25 protein-coding genes and 1 pseudogene are annotated in these 25,162 nt (G+C 65.7%); 16 read left to right on the plus strand and 10 right to left on the minus strand.

The features are described from left to right. From ATE64_RS15820 to ATE64_RS15840, 5 genes are all read left to right on the plus strand, one after another. Window positions 1–1,278: an efflux RND transporter periplasmic adaptor subunit gene (locus tag ATE64_RS15820; RefSeq protein WP_058455234.1), complete on the plus strand. Its 1,278-nt coding sequence runs from the start codon at window positions 1–3 to the stop codon at window positions 1,276–1,278. A 157-nt stretch (window positions 1,279–1,435) separates the two neighbouring features. Beyond that, entirely contained in the window at window positions 1,436–4,618 is a 3,183-nt protein-coding gene (locus ATE64_RS15825) for a multidrug efflux RND transporter permease subunit (RefSeq protein WP_058455235.1), read from the plus strand. A gap of 146 nt (window positions 4,619–4,764) precedes the next feature. After that, the gene (locus ATE64_RS15830) at window positions 4,765–6,171 is read left to right on the plus strand and encodes an efflux transporter outer membrane subunit (protein WP_058455236.1); all 1,407 of its coding nucleotides are present in this window, start codon (window positions 4,765–4,767) and stop codon (window positions 6,169–6,171) included. A gap of 161 nt (window positions 6,172–6,332) precedes the next feature. Beyond that, window positions 6,333–7,595 carry an acetyl-CoA C-acyltransferase gene (locus tag ATE64_RS15835; RefSeq protein ID WP_058455237.1) on the plus strand — a complete coding sequence of 421 codons (1,263 nt, stop codon included), beginning with the start codon at window positions 6,333–6,335 and terminating at the stop codon, window positions 7,593–7,595. A gap of 255 nt (window positions 7,596–7,850) precedes the next feature. After that, window positions 7,851–9,119, plus strand: a complete 1,269-nt coding sequence (locus ATE64_RS15840; protein ID WP_156416560.1) for a site-specific integrase — start codon at window positions 7,851–7,853, stop codon at window positions 9,117–9,119. An 87-nt stretch (window positions 9,120–9,206) separates the two neighbouring features. On the opposite strand, the gene ATE64_RS15845 is transcribed toward ATE64_RS15840, so the two are convergent. From ATE64_RS15845 to ATE64_RS15880, 8 genes are all read right to left on the minus strand, one after another. Beyond that, the gene (locus tag ATE64_RS15845; RefSeq protein ID WP_156416561.1) at window positions 9,207–9,683 is read right to left on the minus strand and encodes a hypothetical protein; all 477 of its coding nucleotides are present in this window, start codon (window positions 9,681–9,683) and stop codon (window positions 9,207–9,209) included. Between the two features lie 166 nt (window positions 9,684–9,849). Next, complete coding sequence (locus tag ATE64_RS15850; RefSeq protein ID WP_197409123.1) at window positions 9,850–11,025, minus strand: XRE family transcriptional regulator; 1,176 nt, start codon at window positions 11,023–11,025, stop codon at window positions 9,850–9,852. Beyond that, window positions 11,022–12,389, minus strand: a complete 1,368-nt coding sequence (locus tag ATE64_RS15855; protein WP_156416692.1) for a 7-cyano-7-deazaguanine synthase — start codon at window positions 12,387–12,389, stop codon at window positions 11,022–11,024. The genes ATE64_RS15850 and ATE64_RS15855 overlap by 4 nt, the downstream gene beginning before the upstream one ends. A 17-nt stretch (window positions 12,390–12,406) precedes the next feature. Beyond that, window positions 12,407–12,976: a hypothetical protein gene (locus tag ATE64_RS15860; protein ID WP_058455242.1), complete on the minus strand. Its 570-nt coding sequence runs from the start codon at window positions 12,974–12,976 to the stop codon at window positions 12,407–12,409. Window positions 12,977–13,002: 26 nt separating this feature from the next. After that, complete coding sequence (locus tag ATE64_RS15865; protein WP_156418180.1) at window positions 13,003–13,569, minus strand: hypothetical protein; 567 nt, start codon at window positions 13,567–13,569, stop codon at window positions 13,003–13,005. A 201-nt stretch (window positions 13,570–13,770) separates the two neighbouring features. After that, complete coding sequence (locus tag ATE64_RS15870; protein ID WP_120694179.1) at window positions 13,771–15,204, minus strand: YncE family protein; 1,434 nt, start codon at window positions 15,202–15,204, stop codon at window positions 13,771–13,773. Further along, window positions 15,201–15,569, minus strand: a complete 369-nt coding sequence (locus ATE64_RS15875) for a DUF305 domain-containing protein (protein ID WP_120694178.1) — start codon at window positions 15,567–15,569, stop codon at window positions 15,201–15,203. The genes ATE64_RS15870 and ATE64_RS15875 overlap by 4 nt, the downstream gene beginning before the upstream one ends. A gap of 8 nt (window positions 15,570–15,577) precedes the next feature. Next, on the minus strand, window positions 15,578–16,057 hold the full coding sequence (locus tag ATE64_RS15880) for a hypothetical protein (RefSeq protein WP_058455246.1): 480 nt from the start codon (window positions 16,055–16,057) through the stop codon (window positions 15,578–15,580). Between the two features lie 123 nt (window positions 16,058–16,180). Here ATE64_RS15880 and ATE64_RS15885 point away from each other — a divergent pair, with 123 nt between their 5' ends. The 9 genes and pseudogenes from ATE64_RS15885 to arsH all read left to right on the plus strand — a co-directional run bounded on the left by ATE64_RS15885 (window position 16,181) and on the right by arsH (window position 22,916). Continuing rightward, entirely contained in the window at window positions 16,181–16,780 is a 600-nt protein-coding gene (locus tag ATE64_RS15885) for a uracil-DNA glycosylase (RefSeq protein WP_058455247.1), read from the plus strand. 77 nt (window positions 16,781–16,857) lie between these two features. Further along, complete coding sequence (locus tag ATE64_RS15890; protein ID WP_058455248.1) at window positions 16,858–17,727, plus strand: LysR family transcriptional regulator; 870 nt, start codon at window positions 16,858–16,860, stop codon at window positions 17,725–17,727. Continuing rightward, window positions 17,724–18,878, plus strand: a complete 1,155-nt coding sequence (locus tag ATE64_RS15895) for a TDT family transporter (RefSeq protein ID WP_231729122.1) — start codon at window positions 17,724–17,726, stop codon at window positions 18,876–18,878. The genes ATE64_RS15890 and ATE64_RS15895 overlap by 4 nt, the downstream gene beginning before the upstream one ends. Before the next feature lie 87 nt (window positions 18,879–18,965). Further along, window positions 18,966–20,204 carry a molybdopterin-dependent oxidoreductase gene (locus ATE64_RS15900; protein WP_058455249.1) on the plus strand — a complete coding sequence of 413 codons (1,239 nt, stop codon included), beginning with the start codon at window positions 18,966–18,968 and terminating at the stop codon, window positions 20,202–20,204. An 11-nt stretch (window positions 20,205–20,215) separates the two neighbouring features. Next, window positions 20,216–20,689: a cytochrome c gene (locus ATE64_RS15905; protein ID WP_058455250.1), complete on the plus strand. Its 474-nt coding sequence runs from the start codon at window positions 20,216–20,218 to the stop codon at window positions 20,687–20,689. A gap of 47 nt (window positions 20,690–20,736) precedes the next feature. Then, window positions 20,737–21,396, plus strand: a complete 660-nt coding sequence (locus ATE64_RS15910; protein WP_058455251.1) for an MBL fold metallo-hydrolase — start codon at window positions 20,737–20,739, stop codon at window positions 21,394–21,396. Continuing rightward, window positions 21,393–21,842, plus strand: a complete 450-nt coding sequence (locus ATE64_RS22355) for a DUF202 domain-containing protein (protein ID WP_058455252.1) — start codon at window positions 21,393–21,395, stop codon at window positions 21,840–21,842. The genes ATE64_RS15910 and ATE64_RS22355 overlap by 4 nt, the downstream gene beginning before the upstream one ends. Before the next feature lie 79 nt (window positions 21,843–21,921). Then, a pseudogene (locus tag ATE64_RS22395) lies at window positions 21,922–22,155 on the plus strand (arsenical-resistance protein); the annotation flags it as partial. Between the two features lie 5 nt (window positions 22,156–22,160). Continuing rightward, the gene (gene arsH / locus ATE64_RS15920) at window positions 22,161–22,916 is read left to right on the plus strand and encodes an arsenical resistance protein ArsH (protein ID WP_058455253.1); all 756 of its coding nucleotides are present in this window, start codon (window positions 22,161–22,163) and stop codon (window positions 22,914–22,916) included. 20 nt (window positions 22,917–22,936) lie between these two features. Here the strand turns inward: arsH and ATE64_RS15925 are convergent, their stop codons facing one another. After that, window positions 22,937–23,314: a hypothetical protein gene (locus tag ATE64_RS15925; RefSeq protein ID WP_058455254.1), complete on the minus strand. Its 378-nt coding sequence runs from the start codon at window positions 23,312–23,314 to the stop codon at window positions 22,937–22,939. After that, window positions 23,314–23,562 carry a hypothetical protein gene (locus ATE64_RS15930; RefSeq protein WP_058455255.1) on the minus strand — a complete coding sequence of 83 codons (249 nt, stop codon included), beginning with the start codon at window positions 23,560–23,562 and terminating at the stop codon, window positions 23,314–23,316. Before ATE64_RS15930 ends, ATE64_RS15925 begins: the two co-directional genes overlap by 1 nt. Window positions 23,563–23,653: 91 nt before the next feature. Here ATE64_RS15930 and ATE64_RS15935 point away from each other — a divergent pair, with 91 nt between their 5' ends. Next, complete coding sequence (locus tag ATE64_RS15935) at window positions 23,654–24,064, plus strand: MerR family transcriptional regulator (RefSeq protein ID WP_058455326.1); 411 nt, start codon at window positions 23,654–23,656, stop codon at window positions 24,062–24,064. 96 nt (window positions 24,065–24,160) lie between these two features. After that, window positions 24,161–25,135 (plus strand): arsenic resistance protein, encoded by a 975-nt coding sequence (locus ATE64_RS15940; RefSeq protein ID WP_058455256.1) that lies wholly within the window; start codon window positions 24,161–24,163, stop codon window positions 25,133–25,135. Window positions 25,136–25,162: the final 27 nt, after the last annotated feature.

Genomic DNA, 25,162 nt, shown 5'->3' on the forward strand with positions numbered 1-25,162 from the left:
ATGAACATGCTCTCCCCCATAAAGGGCGAGGAGACGGCAGAAGCCGCCCTCGTCCCCGCCCCGAATGACGCCGCCAGGCATCGCTGGCGCAGCCGCGGCCTGAAATATGGCCTGCCCGCTATCCTGCTTGTCGCCGCCGGCTGGGGTCTGACCCATCGCGAGGCGCCGGCGAATGCCGCGCCGCCGGTTCCGGTCGTCACCGTCGCCGCGCCGCTGGTGCGCGACATCAACGAGTGGGACGATTATGTCGGCCGCTTCGAGGCGGTGAATTCGGTCGAGGTACGCCCGCGCGTCTCGGGCCAGCTCACCGGCGTCCACTTCACCGACGGCCAGATCGTCCGCAAGGGCCAGCTGCTCTTCACGATCGATCCGCGCCCCTTCGCCGCCGCGCTCGCCGAAGCGCGCGCCGAAGCGGCGAGCGCGCGCAGCGACTTGGCGCTGGCGCAGACCAATCTCGCCCGCGCCAACCGGCTGGTCGCCGATGAGGCGGTGTCGCAGAGCGATCTCGACCAGCTGAACGCCCGGGTGCGCGCCGCCTCGGCGAGCCTCGCGGCCGCCGAAGCGCGGGTCCGCTCGCGCGCGCTCGACATAGAGTTCACGCAGGTCCGCGCACCGATCAACGGCCGCATCTCGGACCGCCGCGTCGATGCGGGCAACCTCGTCGCCGCGGGCGAAGGCAGTGCTGGCAGCCTGCTGACGACGATCAATGCGCTCGACCCGATCTATTTCAGCTTCAACGGCTCCGAAGGCCTGTTCCTGAAAGCGAAGCGCGCCGAGGAAGAGGGCGCCACCGGGACAGAGGTGCAGGTCAAGCTGCAGGACGAGGCGACTTACAGCCGCACCGGCAAGCTCGACTTCACCGACAATGGCATCGACCCGCGTTCGGGCACGATCCGCGGCCGCGCCGTGATCGCGAATCCCGACCTGTTCCTGTCGCCCGGCATGTTCGGCAACATGCGCCTGTCGAGCGGCGCCAAAGAACGCGCGCTGCTCGTCCCCGACGCGGCGATCCAGACCGATCAGGCGCGCAAGACGCTGCTGGTGGTCGGCAAGGACGGTCAGGTCGCGGCACGCGAGGTCAAGCTCGGCCCCGTCGTCGACGGCCTGCGCGTCGTGCGCGGCGGCGTCACGCCGACCGACCGCGTCGTGATCGTCGGGACGCAGCTCGCGCAGCCCGGGACCAAGGTCCAGACGCGCGTCGGCAAGATCGCGCCGGTTGCCGCGACCGCCGCGCCGCCGAGCACCGCGCTGGTCGGCGAAGCGACCTTCGCGCGCTGAGCCTGAAGGCCCCTCCCTTCCGGGAGGGGTTTGGGGAGGGTCTGCCCGTCCGATGCCCTCCCCGCTGCGCCCCGGAGCAAGTCCGGGGCTCGCTGCCCCTCCCGCAAGCGGGAGGGGGATAATTGGAAATTCGATCCTCCAGTCCGGGGAGCCCGTCATGCGTCTTTCGCGCTTTTTCATCATGCGCCCGATCTTTGCCGCGGTCATCGCGGTGATCATCACCCTCGTCGGCGCGATCGCCTATTGGTCGCTGCCCGTCTCGCAATATCCCGACATCGTCCCGCCGACGGTCACGGTCACCGCCAACTACCCCGGCGCGTCAGCCGAGACCGTCGCCGAGACGGTGGCGACGCCGATCGAGCAGGAAATCAACGGCGTCGACAACATGCTCTACCAGTCGAGCCAGTCGACCGGCGACGGGACGGTGACGATCACCGTGACCTTCAAGATCGGCACCGACCTCGACGCCGCGCAGGTGCTGGTGCAGAACCGCGTCGCGATCGCGGTACCGCGCCTGCCCGAAGAGGTGCAGCGTCTCGGCGTCGTGACGCGCAAGACCTCGCCCGACTTCCTGATGGTCGTGAACCTCGTCTCGCCCGACAAGTCGCTCGATCGCTCGTACCTGTCCAACTATGCGCTGACCCAGCTCAAGGACCGGCTGAGCCGCATCGACGGGGTCGGTGACGTCCGCCTGTTCGGCGCGCGCGACTATGCGATGCGCGTGTGGATCGACCCGACGCGCGCCGCGGCGCTCAACCTGACCGCGGGCGAAATCGTAGCGGCGCTGCGCGCGCAAAATGTGCAGGTCGCGGCGGGCTCGCTCGGCCAGCCTCCCTATGCGAGCGGCAACGCCTATCAGCTCAATGTCGAGACGCAAGGCCGCCTCGCCGACCCGCAGCAGTTCGCCGATGTCGTGATCCGCACCGACGCCGACGGGCGGCAGGTGCGCGTCGCCGACGTCGCGCGCGTCGAGCTCGGCGCGTCGGACTATAACAGCAACACCTATCTGTCGGGCGACCCGACCGTGATCCTCGCAGCGTTCCAGCGCCCGGGGTCGAACGCGCTCGAAGCCGCGAAGGCGATCGAGACCGAGATGGAGGCCGCGTCGAAGACCTTCCCCAAGGGCCTCGAATATCGCGTCATCTATAATCCCACCAAGTTCATCGAGCAGTCGATCGACGCGGTGAAGGACACGCTGCTCGAAGCGATGGTGCTCGTCGTCATCGTGATCCTGGTCTTCCTCCAGAAATGGCGCGCCGCGGTGATCCCGATCGTCGCCATTCCCGTATCGCTCGTCGGCACCTTCACGGTACTCGCGGCGTTCGGCTACAGCCTCAACAACCTCTCGCTCTTCGGGCTCGTGCTCGCGATCGGCATCGTCGTCGACGACGCGATCGTCGTGGTCGAGAATGTCGAACGCAACCTCGAACGCGGGCTGTCATCGCTGAAGGCCGCGCAAACCTCGATGGACGAGGTGTCGGGCGCGCTCGTCGCGATCGTCCTCGTGCTCTGCGCGGTCTTTGTGCCGACATTGTTCCTGACCGGGCTGTCGGGCGCCTTCTACCAGCAGTTCGCGGTGACGATCTCGACCGCGACGATCATCTCGCTGATCGTCTCGCTGACGCTGTCGCCCGCGCTCGCCGCGATCCTGCTGAAGCCGCACGCCGCGCCCGCCAAACCCTCGCGCATCCGCGAGCTGCTACAGCGCGCCGGTGACGCCTTCAACGCGGCGTTCGAGAAGATGAGCACGGCCTATGCGTCGCTCACCGATCGCCTCGTCCGGCGTCCGAAGCGGATGATGATCACCTATGGCGGGCTGATCGCCGCCACGGCGGGCCTCTTCTGGGCAACGCCGACGGGCTTCATCCCGGCGCAGGATCAGGGCTATTTCCTCGCGGTTGTCCAGCTGCCCCCCGGCGCCTCGGTCGAACGCACCGATGCGGCGCTGCGCAAGGTCGCCGAACGAATCCTGCCCAATAAAGGCATTCTCGGTTCGGTGATGCTCGCGGGCTTCGACGGGCCGTCGCAGACGCTCGCCCCGAACGCCGCCGCGGCATACTTTCCGCTCAAGAGCTTCGAGGAACGGGGGAAGCTCGGCGTCAGCTTCGACGAGATCATGAACGAAGCGCGCGCCGACGTCGCCGACATCACCGAAGCGCGCGTGATCGTGATCCCGCCGCCGCTCATTCAGGGTATCGGCTCGGCGGGCGGCTACCGGATGATGGTGCAGGACCGCGGCGGTCACGGATACCAGAAGCTGGCCGAGGAATCGGGCAAGCTGATCGGCAAGGCGAACCAGACGCCGGGTCTGGCGCAGGTCTTCACCTTCTTCGACACCGGCAGCCCACGCGTCTATGCCGACATCGACCGGGCAAAGGCGAACCTGCTCGGCGTGCCCCCCGAGCGCGTGTTCGAGACGTTGCAGGTCTATCTGGGATCGGCGTTCGTCAACGACTTCAACCTGCTCGGCCGCACCTATCGCGTGACCGCACAGGCCGATGCGCCCTTCCGCCAGTCGGTCGCCGACATCGCCAACCTCCAGACGCGCTCGAACACCGGCGAGATGGTGCCGATCGGGTCGGTCGCGACCTTCAAGGACAAGACCGGCCCGTACCGCGTCGTCCGCTACAACCTCTACCCCGCGGTCGAGGTCGATGGCGACACCGCGCCGGGTTACAGCTCGGGCGCATCGCTGACGACGATGGAAAAGGTCGCGGCCGAAACGCTTCCTGCGGGTTACGGCACCGAATGGACCGGCATCGCCTATCAGCAGAAGGCGGCGGGCAGCACGGCGGCGCTCGTCTTCGCGCTGGCGGTCGTGTTCGTCTTCCTGGTGCTGGCGGCGCAGTACGAGAGCCTGACCTTGCCGCTGTCGATCATCCTGATCGTGCCGATGTGCCTGTTCGCGGCGATGGTCGGCGTCAATCTGCGCGGCATGGACAATAATGTCCTGACGCAGATCGGGCTCGTCGTCCTCATCGCGCTCGCGGCGAAGAATGCGATCCTGATCGTCGAATTCGCACGCCAAGCCGAGGAACAGGACGGGCTGTCGCCGGTCGAAGCCGCGGTGCGCGCCGCGCGCGACCGCCTGCGTCCGATCCTGATGACCAGCTTTGCCTTCATCCTCGGCGCCGTGCCGCTCCTCATCGCCAGCGGCGCGGGCGCGGAACTGCGCCAGGCGCTCGGCACCGCGGTCTTCTTCGGGATGATCGGCGTGACGGCGTTCGGCCTGCTCTTCACCCCCACCTTCTATGTCGTCTGCCGCGCGCTCGGCGACCGTATCGCAGCCCTGCGCGGCCGCGGCGGTGCTGCCGAGCCCGCGCTGCAGCCGGCGGAATAGATAGGGTCATGGCCAATATCCGTGTGTCCCCGCGAAGGCGGGGACCCATCACCGATCGGTTCAAAATAGCACCGGCCCGAGATGGGCTCCCGCCTTCGCGGGAGCACACCGCTTTCTTTTGAAGGCAGAGTTTCAGGAGACCTCCAATGCTTCTTCGTTCGCTTCTCATCACCGTTTCCGCGCTGACGCTTTCGGCGTGCGCGGTCGGGCCGGACTTCGTCGCGCCCACTCCCCCTGTGACGGCGTCCGGCCCCTTCCTCTCGACCAAGGCCGGGGTCACCAGTACCGCTGCCGCCGATGCCGAATGGTGGCGGCTGTACAAGGATCCGGTGCTCGACGGGCTGGTCGCGGACGCGCTCGCGGCGAACACCGATGTCCGCGTCGCGGTCGCCCGCATCGCCAAGGCGCGCGCGTCTTTGCGCGAAGTCCGCGGCGACCGCCTGCCCTCGACCAGCCTCAGCGCCGGTGCGACCTACGGCCGCGTCAGCGAGGGTCAGGTGCCCGCGGGCGCCGACCGCACCGGCTGGCAGGTCGATGCCGGGCTGACTGTCGGCTATGAGGTCGATCTGTTCGGCCGCGTGTCGCGCGGGATCGAGGCGGCGCGCGGCGATGTCGCTGCCGCCGAGGCCGACGCCGACGCGGTGCGCGTCACCGTCGCCGCCGAAACCGCGCGCGCCTATGCCGATGCCGCCTCGGCGGCCGAGCGGCTGGGGGTCGCCGAGCGGATCGTCGCCTTGCTCGACAAATCGGTCGCGCTGACCGCGCGCCGCGCCGAGGTCGGCCTGACGACGAAGCTCGATACCGCGCGCATCGCCGCGCTTCGCGACCAGCGCCGCGCCGACATCCCGGCGATCGCCGCCGAGCGCGACGCCGCGCTGTTCCGTCTCGCGACGCTGACCGGCCGTGCGCCCGCCGAACTGCCGCAGATCGCGGCGGCGCGGACGACGACGCTGCGCCTCGACCAACCGATCCCGGTCGGCGACGGCGCCGCGCTGCTGGCGCGCCGCCCGGACGTGGCGGCGGCCGAGCGCCGCCTCGCCGCCTCGACCGCGCGCATCGGGGTCGCGACATCGGACCTTTATCCGAAGGTCACGCTCGGCGCGTCGGTCGGCCAGACCAGCTCGGGGCTGGGCGACCTGTTCGGCGGCGGGCCGCTGCGCTGGCTGCTCGGCCCGCTGATCAACTGGAACTTCCTCAATCAGGAAGGCGCGCGCGCGCGCATCGCTGGGGCCGAGGCCGATACGCAGGTCTCGCTCGCGACTTTCGACGGCACCGTGCTCCGCGCGCTCGAGGAGACCGAAACCGCGCTCTCCTCCTATGCGCACCAGCTCGACCGGCGCACCGCGTTGCAGGCGGCGCGCGACCAGGCCGAGACCGCAGTGAAAATCACCCGCGCGCAGCAGCGCGAGGGGGCGATCGACGGGCTCGTCGCGCTCGATGCCGAACGCACCTTTGCCGAAGCCGAAGCCTCGCTGGCGCTTGCCGACGCGCGGATCGCCGACGCGCAGGTCGATCTGTTCCGCGCGCTCGGCGGGCGGTGGAACCGGAGCTGACATTGCCCTGTGTCCCCGCCGTCACGGGGACACAGAATTTGTTTCTGCGGGCATAGGCAATCCGCCCGGACCGCGCCTTGTCCGGCGACATTGGTTTCCCAATATAAACGATGCGCGCGGCACTTCCGCCGCCCCGCGATCCGCATCGGGAGTTTGTCACCATGCAGCGCTACGCCCAGAAAATCTTCGTCGCCTCCGGCCTTCGCACCCCCTTCGGACGCGGCGGCGGCGCGCTCGCCGACCATGACGCGATCAGCCTGTCGGTCCCGCTCGCCAAGGCGATGGCCGATATCGCGCGTCCCGACCTGTTCGTCTGGGGTACGGTGATCCCCAGCCTCGGGTGGAGCAATATCGGCCGTGAAGTGTGGCTCGACGCGAAGCTGGACCCGACCGTCCCCGCCTTCTCCGCCGTCCTCGCCTGCTCGACGAGCATGGTCGCGGCCTTCGCCGCAGCCGGAATGCTCGGCGGCAGCGCCGACCTTGCGCTTGTCGGCGGCGCCGAGGTGATGAGCAATCCGCCCATCGGCCTCAAGCTCGACGTATCGAAGCGGATCACCAAGCTGTTCCGCACCGACCCGCCCGCCGCGATCGCCGCCTTGCAGGCGCTGACCGCCGACGATCTGACCTTGCCCGTCAAGGGCTGGGCGAACCGCATCACCGGCCGCACGATGGGCGACCATATGGAGGAAACCGCGCAGGAGTGGGGCATCACGCGCGCGGCGCAGGACGATTGGGCGCTGAAGAGCCACCAGCGCGCGGTCGCCGGATGGGAGCGCGGCTTCTTCGACGATCTCGTCCTTCCGCTCCCCGAACTCGCGCGCGACGCCAATACGCGCGCCGACACCTCGGCCGAAAAACTTGCCGCGCTGCCCCCCGCCTTCGACAAATCGGGGAAGGGATCTTTGACCGCTGGCAACAGTTCGCCGATCACCGACGGCGCCGCCGCGCTGTGGGTCGCGACCGAGGCGGGGCTGTCGCGCCTGCCCGCCGGAACGCCCTTCGCCGAGCTGGTCGATCAGGAGATCGCCGCGGTCGATCATCATGTCGACGGGCTGCTGATGGCGCCGAGCTTCGCGATCCCGCGCCTGCTCGCGCGGCACGGCCTGCGCTACGAGGACGTCGCCTTGTGGGAAATCCACGAGGCCTTCGCGGCACAGGTGCTCGCCAACGTCGCCGCGCTCGAAAAGCCCGGCTGGACGAAGGACCGCGCGGGCGTCGATTTCGACTTCGGCCCCTTCCCGTGGGACCGCGTCAACCCGAACGGCGGCTCGGTCGCGATCGGCCACCCCTTCGCCGCAACCGGCGCGCGCGACCTCAGCCAGGCGGTCAAGGAACTGTCGGCGCTGCCGTCCGGGTCATGGGCGATCGTCAGCGTCTGCGCCGACGGCGGCCACGGGACGGTGGCGCTGCTGCGCACGCCGTAAGGCCAGCGATCGTTCGTCGATTTCGGAAAACTGGAGCGGGCGAAGGGATTCGAACCCTCGACCCCAACCTTGGCAAGAAATTACTGCAAATACCCCAGAGCTTCTTTTTCTACGCCAAGGTACGAAAAACCAAGCTTTTGTTGACTTCAGCCTACGATATTCTATCCTCGACCTACCCTGCGAAGCGGTGATTTTCTATTACGTCCTTATTACTTTTCGAATCTGCCACCCTCGCGTAATATGATGGAGGAACTTGTGGCGCTTGCAAAGCTCAATAAGCGGACGGTCGATGCGCTGGCTGCACCAGCGACAGGCCAGGCATTTCTTTGGGATACCGAGATCAAAGGTTTCGGTGTCCGTGTCGGCGCAACCGGGACGAAAACCTTCGTCATCCAGTATATGAATGAGGAAGGCCGGGTTCGGCGAGTGAAGATCGGGCGCTTCGGCGTGATGACGGTCGAGCAAGCCCGCGAGTTGGCAAAGATCCAGTTGGGCAAGGTCGCCTCTGGCGAAGATCCCGCAGAGGAGTCGCGCCGGGTACGGAAGGATCTCAATGTCGCCGAGATGTGCGAATGGTATCTCGTCGAAGCGCGGGCCGGCCGCATTCTTGGACGGAAGAACCGCCCGATCAAGGACACCTCGCTCAACATGGATGAGAGCCGCATCCGGACGCATATCATCCCGCTGACGGGTAAACGCCTCGTGCGGAAGCTGACGATCGCCGACGTCGAGGCCATGCAAAATGACATCGCCACCGGTCAAACCCGAAAGCCTCCTTCGGGCGGGCGCGGCGGCCGCCCGACGGGCGGTGCCGGCGTCGCCGGGAGGAGCCTCGGCACCCTTCAGGCCATTCTCGGCCATGCAAAGCATAAGGGACTGATTGCCGAACACCCCACGAAGGGCGCGAAGAAGCTCGCAACCAAGAAAAAGACCCGGCGTCTCAGCATCGCCGAGATCGAGCTGCTCGGTCGGGCGATCGGCCGGGCCGAACTGAGTTCCGAGAACCCCGTTGCGCTCGCAATTGTCAGGACTCTCCTTCTGACCGGCTATCGGCGGGAAGAGGCGCAGGCACTGCAGCGGCAGTGGGTCAACCCCATCTGCGGTTACGTCGCGTTCCCCGACACGAAGAGCGACGCGCAATATCGGGCGATCGGACCCGAGGCGGTCAAGATCGTTGTCGCACAGCCCGAAATTGCCGGCTGCCCCTACGTCTTTCCCGCGTCGAATGGCGAAGGCCCTTTTACCGCCGTCAGCGACTGCCTGGCTCGCCTGTGCCGCTCGGCCGGCATCGAGGGTGTAACGCCGCATACGCTGCGCCACACCTTCGGGAGCATGGCTGGCGAACTCGGCTTCTCCGAGCTCACGATCCGCGCGATGCTAGGCCACGCGTCGCAAAGTGTGACGCAGGACTATGTTCATATCGATGAAGCTGTGAAGCTGGCGGTCAGCCGCACTTCGGACGAGATCGCAAAACATCTCGAGACTGGCGTGCGGAAGGCGGCAAAGATGAAGTTCGCTCAATGACTCTTTCGGTCAGCGCATCCGGAGCGCGGATTGATCGGGTCGATCGAGTGCGCGGCTACTCCGGGAATGCGCTGGCCTTCAGCAATGTCATAGCTCATAGCGCCTCCCGGCAAGGTCGCCTCGTTCCCCTTTCGAAACCAGCATCGACTTGCTCCGCAATGCAGCCGGCAGGCTCGTGCAATCGGCGGCCCGGACGGGCCCAAGAATCCGGCAAACCTCGGCAAGATATTCGTCTGGAACCCGCATCCGGGCGCCTTGCAGGGCGGCATGAAGCATGACCGCTATCTCTTCTTGATTCAGCACGCCGCGCGTCACCGGACTCAGTAGCAATTCTGCCGAGCTAACGATTGGCAAGGCCGGGAAGCGCCGACTAGCGAGGCCGATCGCCTTGCGCTCGTCAATCATCGCGGTACCGCCGATCTGGAGGGCGTGCGCCAAAGTTGCGGCCTCACCATCGTCGAGCGTCTCGCTGATCGAACCGACGACGAACCCCATGAACAAGGCTTCTGCGTCCGCGTGCAGCTCGGCGACTTCGACCAGCCCCATCTCGATCAGCTCGGCCATCCTCTCGGCCGTCGCTCGCCCCTTGTCGCGGCCTCGCTCAAGTTCACCGAGCACAATGCGAGGCAGGATGGGCGGGCGGACAAGCGCTCGAAGGATCGCGATGGCCTGTCCCCCTGCGATGATGTTGATCCAGACGCTGGCATCCGCGACGAGCGGACGGCCGCCATCAAAGCAGGAACGAGGGGGACTCATCGGTCTCCGCTCCTTCCGCTTCGAACTCGTCGATCAGCGCGCGGGCATCCACGCGGTCGATATGCAGCAGACGCGCGACCTGGCCTTCGCTGATCAGCTCGCGGCGCCATGCCTCGCTCGCCATGAGGCTCATGCGCATCGACACCTGGCGCCGTGCGTCCGCGCGCGCATCGTCGGCCGGAATCGCGTCGCCGAGCACTTCGCGCGCCTGGACGTCGGTGATGCGGCCCTGATGCGCGAACCAGTCCCAGGTCCCCGCCTTAGTTAGGCCAAGTTCCTCGAGCCGGCGCACCATCGCCTCGCGCGACACACCGAAATAATGCGCGAGCAGGATGATATGGCGGCGAGTGAGCTTCGCCGCGCCCGCGGTCAGCTCTTGGAACTTGGCCGCAACAGCCCTCGCCGGGGTCAGGAAGCAGCGCCCGAACGCATTGGCATAACGCTCTTCGCGGCTGGATTCGGGGGAATTGGCATGGAGCGCGTCCGGCGACCTCCGGGTCGAAATGAAATGGCCAAGCTCATGCGCCCCGGTCTGGGTGCGCCGGTCGCGCGGATGGGCGGCGTTCAAAAGAATGCACGCGCCGATCGCATCGTCAAAGGCATAGAGACCCGAAATCTTCGGGTCGATGCGGCGGATGAACACTCTGGCGCCCAGCTGCAGTTCGAGCAAGGAGACAATGTCGTGGATCGGCGCCAGGCCGAGCCCCAGCAGCTGCCGCAGCTCCCACGCATCCTGTTCGGCCTGGAGCAGGACATTGCCCGGCAACAGTGGGCGCTCGGGCGGATCGAACCGCACGCGCTTGATGCCAAGGAGATTTTCCAGCTCGAGTTCGGCCTGGACAAGGCTGTTGAGCAGGTTGATCGCCGGATCGATCTCGTCGCCCTGCTCGCCGGCTTTGCGGAAGCGCGGCCGCAGATCGACCTTCGCGCTGTCCTGCCGGAGCAGCACGTTGAGCGAAGTTCCATAGAGCGCAGCCAGCTTCTGCAGTTCATCGACGCGCGCGCGGCGTTGCCCCTGCTCGATCGCGACAAGTGTGGTGCGGGCGACATTGAGCGCCGCCGCAGCCGCCGCCTGGGTCATCTTGGCATTCTCGCGCGCGTCGCGCAGCAGCTCGCCAATGCCTTCGGCGGTCAGGGATCCGGTGATCATTGCCATGGCGACACCATCGCGATCCGCGAGACGAACGATTCCTTGCCGAGGCTCGCGAGAAAGGCGAGCCATTCCGACCGGTGCCGTTCGAGCAGATCGAACATTTCCCGCTCGGCGACCGCCGCTTCTATCCCGAGCCCGTCGGCGGTTTCATGCGCAACGCGCCGCACTGCGCGGCGATGCAAGTCCGAGCGCGCGAGGGCGGCGAGATGATCAAGGTGAAGAATCCCCGCGATCGCATAATCCTCGAATGCCTTGCTCATCCGGGCAAACCCTTTGACGGTGCCGCCGTGAATGTCGCTCGCACCGAGATTTTCCCAGATATATTCGTCGGATGCCTCGACGATCCCGGCGGTGTGCATGCTCATGCGGCGCAGCATGCAGGCCGCGCAGATGCCGCACTGGCGTCGGCGGCCGCCGAAACTGACACGCCGCGAATCCTGCCAGCACGAGCGCGTGTCGTGCCAGGTCGGAGCAGCCTCCAGCGCGTGAGCCGCGGCAAGAGTCTCGCCCTTCGTATACCAGATGCGCGGATACTCGTAGGTCGGGACGCTTTTTCCCATGGCCGCGAACAGCTTCTCGATCCGCTGAGTGAAGGCGGGATGCACGCGATAATCGGGATAGATCTGACCGCTCGACGCGATGATCGGACCGAGTGCGCCTTGTCCGCTCTCGGTGACGACAATCCGATCGACCTTCGCCAGCTGCGCGGCGATGCCAGTGATCATCGCGAACTTGAACCCGCGTGACCGCGCGGAGGATTCGACGCGCTGGCGCTTGCCCAGCTTCACATCGAACGGAACCGCAGTGAACCGCCGCTGCTTGCGCGGCGTCCCTTTAGTGTCGGCCCCCTTGGTGCCGAGACGGACCCGCACCAGCCCGCCTTTCTCCTTTGCCGCGACGAGGGCGGCCACGGCCCGTGAATCGAGACCATCGCTATAGGGCATGATGATCTTGTCGGGGATCGAGAGATCAAGCTTACGCGGACCGACCTCGACGACATCGTGCTGGCGCCGGACGAAGCTCAACGCCCAGCGGTCGCCGGTGAGAAAGGCAAGTGCTTCCCCCAGCGCTTGTCGCACCGATGGCTTGTTCCAGAGGCTGTCGTCATGAACGGCGACGCGCAGATCGAAGGCGCGCGCCCAGCCCCACGCCGGACGGCGCACGCTCAGATCGCAATATTCGACGGCGGCAGCGATGATCATCAGGTCGACCAGCTCGGGATGCCAATCCGCGAAGAAGAAGTCCTTCAGCCCCTCAATCGACAGCGTGATGCTCTTGCCAAGGATCGCGCCCTGCGCCCCGTCACGCAGCGGCTCGTCTTCCTCCACGGCGTCGATCCGAACGCCTTCCGCATCCGCCACATGATAAGCCTTCACATTCACAGCGGCACTCCGTCGTCTAGGCCGGAATAGGTGGCAGCGGCCGGAGCCTGCGGGGCATCCGCGGTGCGAAGCACTTGCCGCGCCACCGCGGAAATATCGATCTCGCCATGCGCGCCTTCGAGACGCGACCGCACAGCGCGAGCGCGCTGGCCGGACGCCTCGCGGAACATATGCTCTTCGACCTGGCGAAATCCTGCGAGCAGCCGGTCGGAGACGGTGCCCTCGGCCGCCTGTTGCAGGGCGTCGGCCGGAGCGCAACCGTCATTGAGGGCATCGACCGCGTTCCGAAGGAAGCTCGCCTCCATCGGCGAACTGGCCTGGGAGTGCATCGCGCGGAGATCGGCAACGGGGAGGTCGCGAAATAGGCCAGGTTCATCAGGGCCGATGATCAGGCTGGACACCCTGCTGAGAAAGCCTGGCGACAATTCGGCGCGGCAATCCCGCTCGGCAGCAGCATGCAGCGCGTCGGCAATCTCGCGGGTCGAGAAAGCCTCAACATAAGCGCATTTGGCCGCGAGCTTCCAACGTGGCGACATAGGCAGTGAACGATAGGGCCCATCACTCATGGCAGATCTCCTGCCACGCTAACTAATTAGCAATCTGACATTGTCAATAATAATTTTTTATAAAGCTGACATTTCTCGCATATTGCCTTCCCCGAGCAGGCGCAGTCGGTCGCCAGCGGCCAACCCGCTGGTCGTCTCGGGGCCTCCGCAGACTTGTCGGTGCTCAGGCGGACTGCAGGTCCGGAAGCGACATTTCGGGTGCCTATTCGACGCTGGCGAAAGTCCGCGAACCCGATGGCAAACTGATCACGCCGGCTTCGCCGCCGTCGCGGGTATGCGGCATCCTCTGGCGGGGAGGTGTCGACACCGACCGGTTTCGCTTTGCCCTCAGCTTCTGCCGTCGATTCGGAACGGGGTACCTCCAATTCCGCCGCTGCGAGATGCGACAGCACCGCCGCGTAGCTGCCGAGACCGCGCACCGTTTCCGCCGAGATCAGGATTTCGTCATCGTCCGAGGCGCTGAAACGCCGAACGGTCGTGCCGTCAAAAACCACCCGCTCCGGGCCGAACGCCCCGGGAGCGCCGCCAGCCCAGCGCGCGAATACAAGGGCATGATCGACACAGAAAGTCTCGATCGCCTCGAACCGGCCCAAGGCAACATCATGGACGGCCAGGGTAAGCGTCCGGATCCCCTGGACAGGCAAAATCTGGGACAAAGCCGTCGTTAGCAGGTCAGACGGCGTCCGTCGGCTTTCGGTAAACGCGGACGTTCGATGAGCTTCCCTTCAGAGACGTGGGAGCCAAAGAGCAAGAAACGCCGCTGCGTTCAATTCGTAGCCAGCAGCGCGCGGGCTTCAATGGGCTTGTTTCTGCACTACCGCGCCCTGCGAATCCGGATCACCTGTACGAATGACCAAATAACGACGCTCGGCCGGGGCAGCATCCGCGACAATCTGGCGGATCGGCCCGACGGCGTTGACGATGGCGGCGCCGGCCGGATTGGTCATGAATTTGGCAAGAGGTTGAATCGCACCCGTCCCGTCTGCTTTGGTCGCCAGTCCAAGCGTGAACGGTTGCTTTGACGGCAGGCCCGCGACGGCGGCCTGCAGGATCTGGACCTGCCCCTGATCGAACAAAGTGACCTGGCTCTGGCCCTGGCCTGACAGGGTCAACTGGACCTTGCCGCTGGCCATATCGAGCGGGACCAGATTGGCCATGCCGTCGCCCGAAGGCACCGCGCCCGGCACATAGGCGACGCCCTGCGGCCCCTGACCGATAGGGATGGTCGTGAGCAGGCGGTTGGTCGCAGTATCGATGACCGCAACGCCGTCGCCATTCTCCAGCCCAACATAGATGCGGGTGCCGTCGCCCGAAGGCCATAACCCGTGCGGCAGCGCGCCGACCGGGACGGCGGCGACCTGCTCGAAAGTATCGGTCCGGAACACCTTGACGATATTCTGCGTGCCGACCGTCACATAGGCGAACTGTCCGCGCGACGTGCGGGCGATGTTGACGTGATTGGTGATGGCGCCGGTGTCGATCGTCTTAAGGACAGCGAACGGCGGCTTGGCATCGAACACCATCACCTTGCCGACATCTTTGAGCGTCAGCCAGACCTGCCTGCCATCGGGGGTCGCGGCGATGTCGGGGCAGAAGGGGCTAGCTTGGGCGACACGTCCGACAATCTTCTTGGCTTTGGTGTCGATTACGACCGTCTCGGGCGAGAAGCTCGAGCAAACGTACCCGTATTTGCCGTCGGGCGAGAAGATCGTCATGCCCGGGCCGTTCGGGACGGTGATGCGCGTGGCAGGTTCGAACGTCTTGCCATCGAGCACCTGGATATAGTCCTCGCCGCGAACGCTGACCCAGACCTCGCGCCCGTCGGGACGGAAGAACGCCTCGTGCGGCGAGCGGCCGACATAGGCGGTGTGCTTGACCGCGTTGGTGGCCGTATCGATGAAGGTCACCGAGTTCGACCCGATCGAGATCACCGCCAGCGTCCTGCCATCGGGTGAGAAGCCCATGCCGTGGACCAGAAGCTGACCCTTGTAGAGTGGGCTCAGATTGGCGGGCGTCAGATCGCCGAGCTTGATGACGCCGAGCAGCCGGTTGGTTGACGGGTCGATGACCGATACCGTGTTGGAAAACTGGTCCGAAGTATAGAAGCGGTCCTGCGAACTGATCGGCCGGTCGGGCGTCGCATTGGGCACCTGCTGCGCGGATGCGGTGTTTGCAAGCAGGCCGAGGGCGGACATGGCGAACGCCGTCTTGAGGTGATTCATAATCATTTTCCGTCTCCCTGATGCTGGTGAGGCACACTCGGCGGTGCGCCCTTCTCGGCAAGGATCGCCTGCATGACCTCGATCTCCTGACGCTGTTCAACGATGATGCCCTGCGCGAGACGGCGCAGGCGTTCGTCCTTGCCGTAGCGCAGCTGCGCCTGTGCCATCTCGATCGCGCCCTGGTGATGCGGGATCATCATCGCCGCGAAGTCGCGGTCCGGATCGCCGGACGGCGCGACCATCATCTCATGGTGCATCTGCTCCATCGCGGCGGCCATGTCGGTGGCGAAGTCCTGCGGCGCCGCTGCGAGCGCGCCTGCAGATGCCGCGAGGCCGAGGCCGGCAAGACCCAGTATCAGTTTCAAGCGCATGCCCCTTCTCATGATAGTCTCGCGATAACGCCTATGATGGCAGCCAGTGTCATCATCGCCGCCGGCAGCAGGAATATTTGCATCGTCGCCTCGCGGCCGCTGATCGTCAAGGCGAGGATTTCGACCGTACCGTTCAAGAATTCGCCGAAGCTACGCTGCCGCTCGCCCGGCACCGGACTGTCGGCAAGCAGGATGCCGCCCACGATCAGCGAGAAGTAGATGACCATGAACAGGGTCACCATCACCAGTACGCTGGCGGCATAGGCATCGCGTGCAAAGAAGGTCCAGAAGGACGCCACCATCATCGCGTAGAAGCCGACCAACGCGACCAGCACATGCGGATGCACGCCGCGATTGGCGACGCCGGGCGCCGGACGCTCCAGCTCCGCATAGGGATCGTCGGGCCGGACCAGCCGTAATGCTGGCTTGGCCGCCGGCTCGACCTGTGCCTCGGCCTGAAACTCGGTCTGCTTGATGCGCGTTGCCATGTCGGATCTCCGGATCGACAGCGCTGCGAAATGAAGCGTCGCTGTTCCTGTGATCAAGATGACGGCTCACCAGTCATCGATCCAACCGATGATACTTGTCGTTCCGATCACGAATGGAGATGAATGGCCTGGCTCGACGAACCCGACCTGATCAAGCGACGGCGGCAGTCCTTGGCGGATACACATGTCGCACAGCTCGAATGCTGGCGCGAAGGGCTGTTGGCCGACGGCAGACCTGTGCCGCATTTCGACCCGGCGGACGGCGGGATCGACGCCCGGCTGCTGTTGCTTCTCGAAACCCCGGGTCCCGGGCCTGAGCGCACGCGCTTCGTGTCGCGCGACAATCCGTCCGGGACCGCCCGCAATCTGCGGCGCTATCTCGACGAGGCCGGCATCGACCGGTCCGATTGTGTGCTCTGGAACACCGTGCCTTGGATCATGCATCCACCCGGCGCCCGCAATCGCACCGTGCGCAAAGCCGAGATCGATGCCGGGCTGGCCACGCTTCCCGGGCTTCTCGCGCTGCTGCCCAAGCTGAAAGTCTGCTTGCTGGCCGGCCGGGTGGCGACCAAGGCCGGACAACTCGTGTCGGCGCATGATGCTTCGATCAAGATCATCCCGATGCCGCACCCCAGCCCGGCCAACGTCTGTACAAGTCCGCAGGTTGGGGATCGCCTTCGCGCGGCATTCAGCGAAACAGCGGCCCTGCTCGACCAATCGTAAATGACGATTGGAACGATCCAATCAACAAGTTGGAACGATTGATCGCGCCGGTCTATTGATCCCTGCAGGAGATCGATATGACCCTCGAACAACTTCGTATTTTCGTTGGCGTCGCCGAGCGCGAGCATATGACCCGCGCCGCCGAGGCACTCAACGTCACCCAGTCGGCGGCGAGTGCCGCCATCGCCGCGCTCGAAGCGCGCCACGACGTGCCGCTCTTTCACCGGGTCGGGCGCGGCATTGAGCTCACCGAGGCCGGCCGCATGTTTCTGGACGAGGCGCGCGCCGTCCTTGGCCGGGCCGCGAGCGCCGAACTGGCGCTGTCGGAGTTCGGTGGTCTCAAGCGCGGTACGCTGCGGATCGTCGCGAGTCAGACCATCGCCAGCTACTGGCTGCCTGCGCGCCTCGCTGAATTTCATCGCCGCCATCCGCTGATCGGCATCGAACTGGTGATCGAAAACACCGACGGTGCTGCTGCGCAGGTGCTCGACGGCACGGCCGAACTGGGCTTTGTCGAAGGTTCGGTCGACCAGCCGGCACTTGCGCACTGGAAGGTCGCCGAGGACCGGATGCTACTGGTCGGCGCAGAGCGAACCAGGAATGTTGATGAAAACTGGATCCGCGAGGCCAACTGGATCGTGCGCGAACAGGGATCGGGCACGCGCTCGACCTTCGAGGAAGTGCTGCGCCATCGCGGCATCGATCCCGCTGACCTGCGCATCGGCATGACCCTGCCGTCCAACGAAGCGGTTCGTTCGGCGGTCGAGGCCGGCGCCGGGGTGGCGGTGCTGTCCGAGCTGGTCGTCCGCCGTGCGCTCTTGGCCGGGCATCTCCAAGATCTTGGCCTCGGACTGCCGGCGCGTCCGTTCGAAGCGCTGCGGCACAAGGAGCGCTTTCGCACCAGGGCAGCCGATGCGCTGACCGATCTCGTGAAGGAGCTTGGATGATGACCGGCGATCTCAAGCCCGTGCTCGACGGCCTGCGACCGCTCTCGCGGCTCGATCATCCCCGCGAGATGATCCGCCAGTTCACGCCCAACTGGTTCGCCGCGACCATGGGCACCGGCATCCTCGCACTGGCGCTTCCGCAGGTGCCGGGCATCGGCCCGACGCTGAAGCCGGTCGGCGAGGTGCTTTGGTTCTTCAATATCGCGCTCTTCGCGCTCTTCACCGGTATCTATTCTGCGCGCTGGATCCTGTTCGGCCATGAGGCGCGGCGGATCTTCGGCCATAACACGGTGTCGATGTTCATCGGCACCATCCCGATGGGCCTCGCCACGATCATCAACGGCTGCCTCGCCTTTGGGATCGCCCGGTTCGGCGACGGCATCGTCGGTGTAGCGCATGTCTTGTGGTGGATCGACGTTGCGATGGCGGTGACCTGCGGTGTCGTCATTCCCTATTTCATGTTCACTCGCCACGAGCACAGCCTAGATGGCATGACTGCAGTCTGGCTACTTCCAGTCGTCGCGGCCGAGGTCGCGGCGGCGAGCGGCGGCCTGCTCGCGCCGCATCTCGCCGATCCGCATGCTCAGTTCGTGACGCTGCTCACTTCCTATGTGCTCTGGGCCTATTCGGTGCCGGTCGCCTTCAGTATCCTCGCGCTGCTCATCCTGCGCATGGCACTGCACAAGCTGCCGCACGAGGGCATGGCCGCGTCGAGCTGGCTCGCGCTCGGCCCGATCGGCACCGGTGCGCTGGGCATGCTGGTGCTGGGCGGCGACGCGCCCGCCATCCTTTCCGCACACGGCCTCGCGTCGATCGCCGGCGTGGCACAGGGCCTCGGCAGCATCGCCGGGCTGCTGCTCTGGGGCTTTGGGCTGTGGTGGCTGGCGCTCGCGATGCTGATCACCTGGCGCTACTGGCGCGCTGGCATCCCGTTCAACCTCGGCTGGTGGGGCTATACCTTCCCGCTCGGCGTCAACACGGTCGCAACCTTCCGCCTCGGTACGACCTTCGACCTCGCCTTCTTCGGGATCGTCGGGACGGTGCTCACCCTTGCCCTCGCCATGATGTGGGTGGTAGTCGCCGCCAAGACGCTGACCGGCGCATGGAAGGGGCATCTCTTCGTATCGCCCTGCATCGCCACACCCAACTGATCGCCTGAGGCGATCAAAATCGAAAATCCGATCGCTTGGCTCGACGAGCCGGGTCGGCCACGTTCGCCCGAAGAAGGGAATGCTATCATGGACAAGCTCGACACCTGGCTCGCCGCGCAAAGCAGTCGTCGCCGTTTCCTCGGCCAGGCCGCACTGGGCGGTGCCGCGCTCGCCGCAGGCCCAGCGCTCGCACAGAGCCTTGTCGATCTCCATCTGCCAGGTGGCAATGCCGGACGGCCGATGACCAGCGCCTTTCCCGGCAAAGGCAGCATGATCCTCCAGCGCATGCACCCGCCGCTGCTCGAGACCCCGATGGAGGTGTTTGACCGCGACGTGTTCACTCCCAACGACCAGTTTTTCGTGCGCTGGCACTGGGCCGATATCCCGACGTCGATCGATGTCGATACCTTTCGGCTCACCGTTCGAGGCCACGTCAACCGGCCGCTATCGATCAGCCTTGCGCAGCTGCTCCGCCTGCCGCGCGTCGAGATGGCCGCGGTCAATCAGTGCTCGGGCAACAGCCGCGGCCTGTTCCAGCCGCGTGTGCCCGGCGCACAATGGGGCAATGGTGCGATGGGCAATGCCAAATGGCTCGGCGTGCGGCTGCGCGACATCCTCGATTTTGCCGGCGTGAAGCCGGGCGCGGTGCAGGTGCGTTTCGGCGCGCTCGACCAGCCCGTCGTCGCCGGCGCGCCGGATTTCGAGAAGGCGCTCGACATCGATCACGCCCACGACGGCGAGGTGATGATCGCCTTCGGCATGAACGGTGAGCAGTTGCCCTTGCTCAACGGCTTTCCCTGCCGGCTGATCGTGCCGGGCTGGTATTCGACCTACTGGGTCAAGATGCTCAACGACATCGAGGTGCTGCCCGGCCCCGACGACGAATATTGGATGGCCAAGGCTTACAAAATCCCGGCGACGCCTGGCGCCAATGTGAAGCCCGGTGCCAAGGACTTCCCGACCGTCCCGATCAACCGGATGATCCCGCGCTCCTGGGTAACGAGCCTCGGCGAAGGACAGGCCATTGCCTTTGACCAGACGATACCACTCGGTGGCATCGCGATGGGCGGCGATTGCGGGGTCGCCAAGGTGGATGTCTCCACCGACGGCGGGCGTACCTGGTATCACACCCGCCTCGGTCCCGATCACGGCAAATACAGCTTCCGCCGCTGGGACACGCAGGTGCCGCTGCCGGCGCGCGGAAATGTGCGGCTGATGTCGCGCTGCTGGAACACGGCCGGGGTCGCGCAGCCGATGGCGCCGATCTGGAACCCGGGCGGGTTCATGCGCGGCAATATCGAAACCACCAACATCACTGCGTCCTGAGGAGAGCCGAGATGAAAGTCCCTTCGATCGGCACGCTCTCGTTCGGCGCAGTCGGCCTTGCTGCCCTCGTACTAATCGCGATCGGCCCGCCCGGCAGCCGTGTAGCCCCGCCACCTCCGGCTCCCAGCGGGCCGGCGCCATCGAGTGTCGCGTTTGGAGGCTTCACACTCACATCGGACGCGGTCGACCTGCCGCTCGACGACCAGCAATATCCTGACGGACCGCACGCCGACGTGATCAATGCGAACTGCACCTCGTGCCATTCGGCCAGCATGGCGCTGACCCAGCCCGCGCTCACGGCCGACCAGTGGAAGGCGACGGTCACCAAGATGAAGGAGGTCTATAAGGCACCGGTCTCGGAAAAGGATATCCCGGCGATCGTCGACTATCTGACGGCGCTGAGCGCGAAGCAGGGCAGCGCGGCGCCGGCCGGCAAGGAATCCGGAAGTCAGGGCGCTCCCGACGCGTCGGGCGGGACTGGCTGAGTGACTTATCGCCGCGCGCCGCGTTGCTTGAATGAAGGAGGCGCCCGATGCGTATCGAGAAATTTGTGCATAGCTGCCTGCGGCTGACGCTCGACGGCAAGCGGCTGCTGTTCGACCCGGGCAAATTCTCGTTCGTCGATGGGCGCGTCGATCCTCGCGACCTCAGCGACGTGGATTTCATCCTATTTACGCACGGCCATCCCGATCATTTCGACTGCGAGGCGCTACGCACCATCGTCGGCGATGGCGAACCGCGGATATTCGGAGGCAACAAGGTCGCAGCCACGTTGCGCAGCCAGGGCTTCACCGTCAGCGAGGTCGGAGAGGAAGGGCTCGACCTTGGACCATTCACGGTCCGTGCCCTGCCGGTGCGCCATGAGCCGATCCTCGCCGAAGAAATCCCGGCCGTTCTGGCATTCGTCGTCAATGATCGCCTTCTCAATCCCGGCGATAGCTTTGATGAACGGCTCCACCAATTTGCTGGAATTGAGGCGCTGGCGCTGCCGGTGATGGCGCCGTTCCTGACCGAGATCGGCGCCTACGAGTTCGCCAGCTCCATGCGTCCAAGCCATGTGCTCCCGGTCCACGATGGCTATGCCCGCGACTGGTTCCTGACGCAGCGCTACGATACCTATGAGCCCTATTTCGAGAAGGCTGGCATAACCTTCCACCGGCTCCAGCAGCCCGGTGACGGGTTCGACCTGTGACCGACGACACCCCGCCGGACCCGGCAAAGCCCGCCCACGCGGCCAAGCAGTTGGTCAAGAGCGCCGACAAGCTCGCGACCAGCGCCGAGCAGCAGACCAACAGCGCCGATCGCCGCACAGTACTTGCTGCGGATCGGACCGTCCTCGCGGCCGAACGGACCTATGCCGCCTGGGTGCGAACCGGGCTCGCTGCTTTGGCAGCCGGCATCGGTGCTCGCGCCTTGCTCGACAAGCTGGTGCCCGACTGGATGATCGCGGGCACCGGCTCGGTTCTGGTCCTATTCAGCGCCCTGTGCTTTATCGCCGCGATCTGGCGCGAGTTCGCACCGGGTGTGCCGCCGCCCAAGCCCGACACGGCGAAGCTACCCGGCTGGCTATTGATCCTCGTCAACGGATTCCTGGTCATGGTGTCGATCGCAGCGCTGATCGGGCTCTGGCTCGCCTGATCGCGGCGTCGTCAGCTGTAGTACCGGATGCGCGCTCGGCGCAGGATCTTGTCTTCGAGTGAGTAATAGAGCCAGATAAGCGCAATGGCTGTGCGGATACCCTCGAACCACTGCGGTCGCCTTCACGGCCGCAGGCAATAATTTCGAGCTCGCAATCGCGGTCGCGATCGCCGCCTTCGGCCTCGCCTCGCCAGTCGCGTTTGCAGCCGTCATCGGCCCGCTCGTCGAAGTCCCCGTCCTCATCCTGCTCGTCAGCGTCGCATTCCGTCTCGGACGGCGCTGGTTCCCGGCAAGCACGCCTTCGGAAGCCTGACACTCATGACCGAACAAAATTTCACGCGTCTGCGCGTCCTCGCCGACGCAGACCATCTCCCGGCTCTAAGCCCCGAATATACTCGCTCGCAACCCGCACTCGGCCTCGGGCCGCTCGATCCGGCGCCGCGCATCCTCCTGCTGTACGGAAGTCTGCGCGAACGATCCTTTTCACGCCTCGTCGTCGAGGAGACCGCGCGCCTGCTCCAGCTCTTTGGCTGCGAAACCCGCATTTTCGACCCGTCCGACCTGCCCCTTCCCGACCAGGTTGCCGATGACGATCACCCGGCGGTCGAGGAACTCAGACAGCATTCGATCTGGTCCGAAGGTCAGGTCTGGTGCAGCCCCGAGCGCCACGGCCAGATCACCGGCATCATGAAGGCGCAGGTCGATCATCTGCCGCTCGCCTACAAGGGCGTTCGCCCGACGCAGGGCCGCACGCTCGCGGTGATGCAGGTGTCGGCGGGCTCGCAGTCGTTCAACAGCGTCAATACGCTCCGCATCCTGGGTCGCTGGATGCGGATGATCACAATCCCCAACCAGTCGAGCGTCGCCAAGGCCTGGCAGGAGTTTGACGAGGCGGGGCGCATGTTACCGTCGAGTTATTATGATCGCATCGTCGATGTCGCGGAAGAGCTGGTGCGCTTCACCGTGCTCACGCGCAGGCATGCCGACCAGCTCGTCGACCGCTATTCGGAGCGCAAGGACCGCAACGAACCGGTCGCGACGCCCGCCGACCTGGCGGACCTGCCCAGGGCCTAGCGGTTTGCGCTGCGGTCCAATCAGCGCAGCAGGCCGATCAAGGGCGCTTCGATCAGCGGTTCCCACAAGAGCGCAATTGCCGTCAGCAAGGTCGAAACGCCGAGCAGGATGAGGGTCGACGCGGCCGCCTTCCGCCCGGTTGCCCTGGACTGCCGCCAGACGATGAACCATGCGGCGGCGACGACAATCACCGAGAGCGCGCGCAGCCATGGCGCTGCCCCTTCGAGCCAGCTCAATGCGGCTCCCGCGCCCGCGAGCGCCGCAGCCGGCAGGGCGAGCGGAAGCACGCAGCAGGCCGCGCAGCTCAGCACCGCCGCCGACGACGTCATTGTCGCTGCGACCCCGGCGCCCGTTTCGGCCGAGCCAGTCTGCTCCGGCATTTCCATGCGCGTGGCCATCAATTTGCCCCTTCCGGCTTGCAGCCGCACGATCCGTCGATTTTGCAGGTCGCCGGAGCCTGCTGGCGCCGACGCTGTGCGACATAGGCGGCGGCGACCGCGGCGAGCAAGAGGCTGCCGATGAGGATGGCGATCCCGTTCCCGCTCGCGATTCCGAGTGCGCCTAGGGCGCTGGCCCCGAAAAGCAGCGGAAAAGCGCAGCATGCCGCGCAGGCGGCGCCCAGCCCGATAGCCATTTTCCACTTCATCACATTTTCCTTCCCAGATTTCCGGCTCAGGATTATGCCTATGCGGCCTCAAGTAGCTTGAGGTGCAAGCGATAAATGAATGGCCTTTCCCATGACGCGTGAAATGATGATCGGCGATGCCGCCAAAGCGGCGGGCTGCTCGGTTCCGACGATCCGCTACTATGAGAGTGTGGGATTGCTTGCCGAAGCCGCCCGTACCGCCGCGGGGCACCGCTCCTACCGACGGCAGGATGTCGAGCGCCTCACGCTCATCCGTCGCTGCCGTGACTTCGGCATGTCGATCAACCAGGTCAAGACGCTGATCGCGATCCGCGAGAGCCCGTCGTCGTGCGACAATGCACTCGAGGCCGTGACTCTTCATCGCGAGCAGTTGAACGCCCGGATAGCCGACCTCAAAGCCCTCGACCGCGCCCTCGCGCTGATCGTCGCGCGCTGTGAGGCGGATTGTGCGGGCGGTGCGTCATCCTGCTGCACGATCTACGACGATCTCGCGGTCGCTTGAGATGCGCGCCATGATCGCCCGAACGGCTCGAACGAAACGAGGCGCGACAAGCATAGCATCGAACTTCAGCCCGACCGCGCGAGGACCGTTTAATATATGACGCAAAGCGAGCTGCGCGACCGTTTGGAAACCCATCAGGTCGCAATATATTTCGCCGTCGTTCTACTCGGCGCATCGGCGGGCGCGTTCGTTCCGGGCGCGACGGCGCTCGAGCCGGCGATCAACCCCGCGCTCGCCTTCATGTTGTTCGTGACCTTCCTGCAAGTTCCGATCGCCGCGCTCGGACAGGCGCTTCGCGACGTCCGTTTTCTGGCAGCGCTGCTTGGGGTCAATTTCATCGTCGTGCCGCTGCTGGTTGCCGGATTGATGCCCTTCGCACCCGACGACCCGCTCATTCGCCTCGGGATCCTCATCGTTCTGCTGTGCCCCTGCATCGATTATGTCGTGACCTTCGCGCATCTCGGCCGCGCCGACGCACGGCTGCTCCTAGCCTCGACGCCCGCGCTTCTGATCGTGCAGATGCTGTTGCTGCCCGTCTATCTTGCGGCGTTCCTCGGTGACGACGCGGCCGACGTCGTCCAGGCCGGGCCCTTCGTCCACGCCTTCCTGTGGCTGATCGCGCTGCCGCTGATCCTGGCCATCCTGTGCCAGCTTTGGGCGAGGCGGAGCCCGGCGGGCGAACGGATAACCGCCTCGCTCGGCCTCCTTCCCGTTCCGGCGACCGCGCTGGTGCTTTTCATCGTTATTGCCGCCGTCGTGCCACAGCTCGGGGCCGCGATCCCCGCCGCGACAAGCGTGCTGCCTCTTTATATCGCCTTTGCGGTGCTCGCCCCGATCGCCGGCTGGCTGGTCGCGCGCGTCGCAGGGCTGGACGCGGCTGGTGGCCGTGCTGTCGCTTTCAGCGCCGGCACGCGCAATTCGCTGGTGGTGCTGCCGCTGGCGATGGCCGTCCCCGGAGCGCTCCCGGTGCTGCCCGCCATCATCGTGACGCAGACGCTGGTCGAGCTCATATCCGAGCTCGTCTATGTGCGTGCGATCGCGCGATTGGGGCGCGGAGCATCATCGAACTGATTGGCGGCTCGGCGAAGGCACCAAGCC

The sequence above is a fragment of the Sphingopyxis sp. H073 genome (assembly GCF_001468395.1).
In the GTDB taxonomy this organism is placed as follows: Bacteria; Pseudomonadota; Alphaproteobacteria; order Sphingomonadales; family Sphingomonadaceae; genus Sphingopyxis.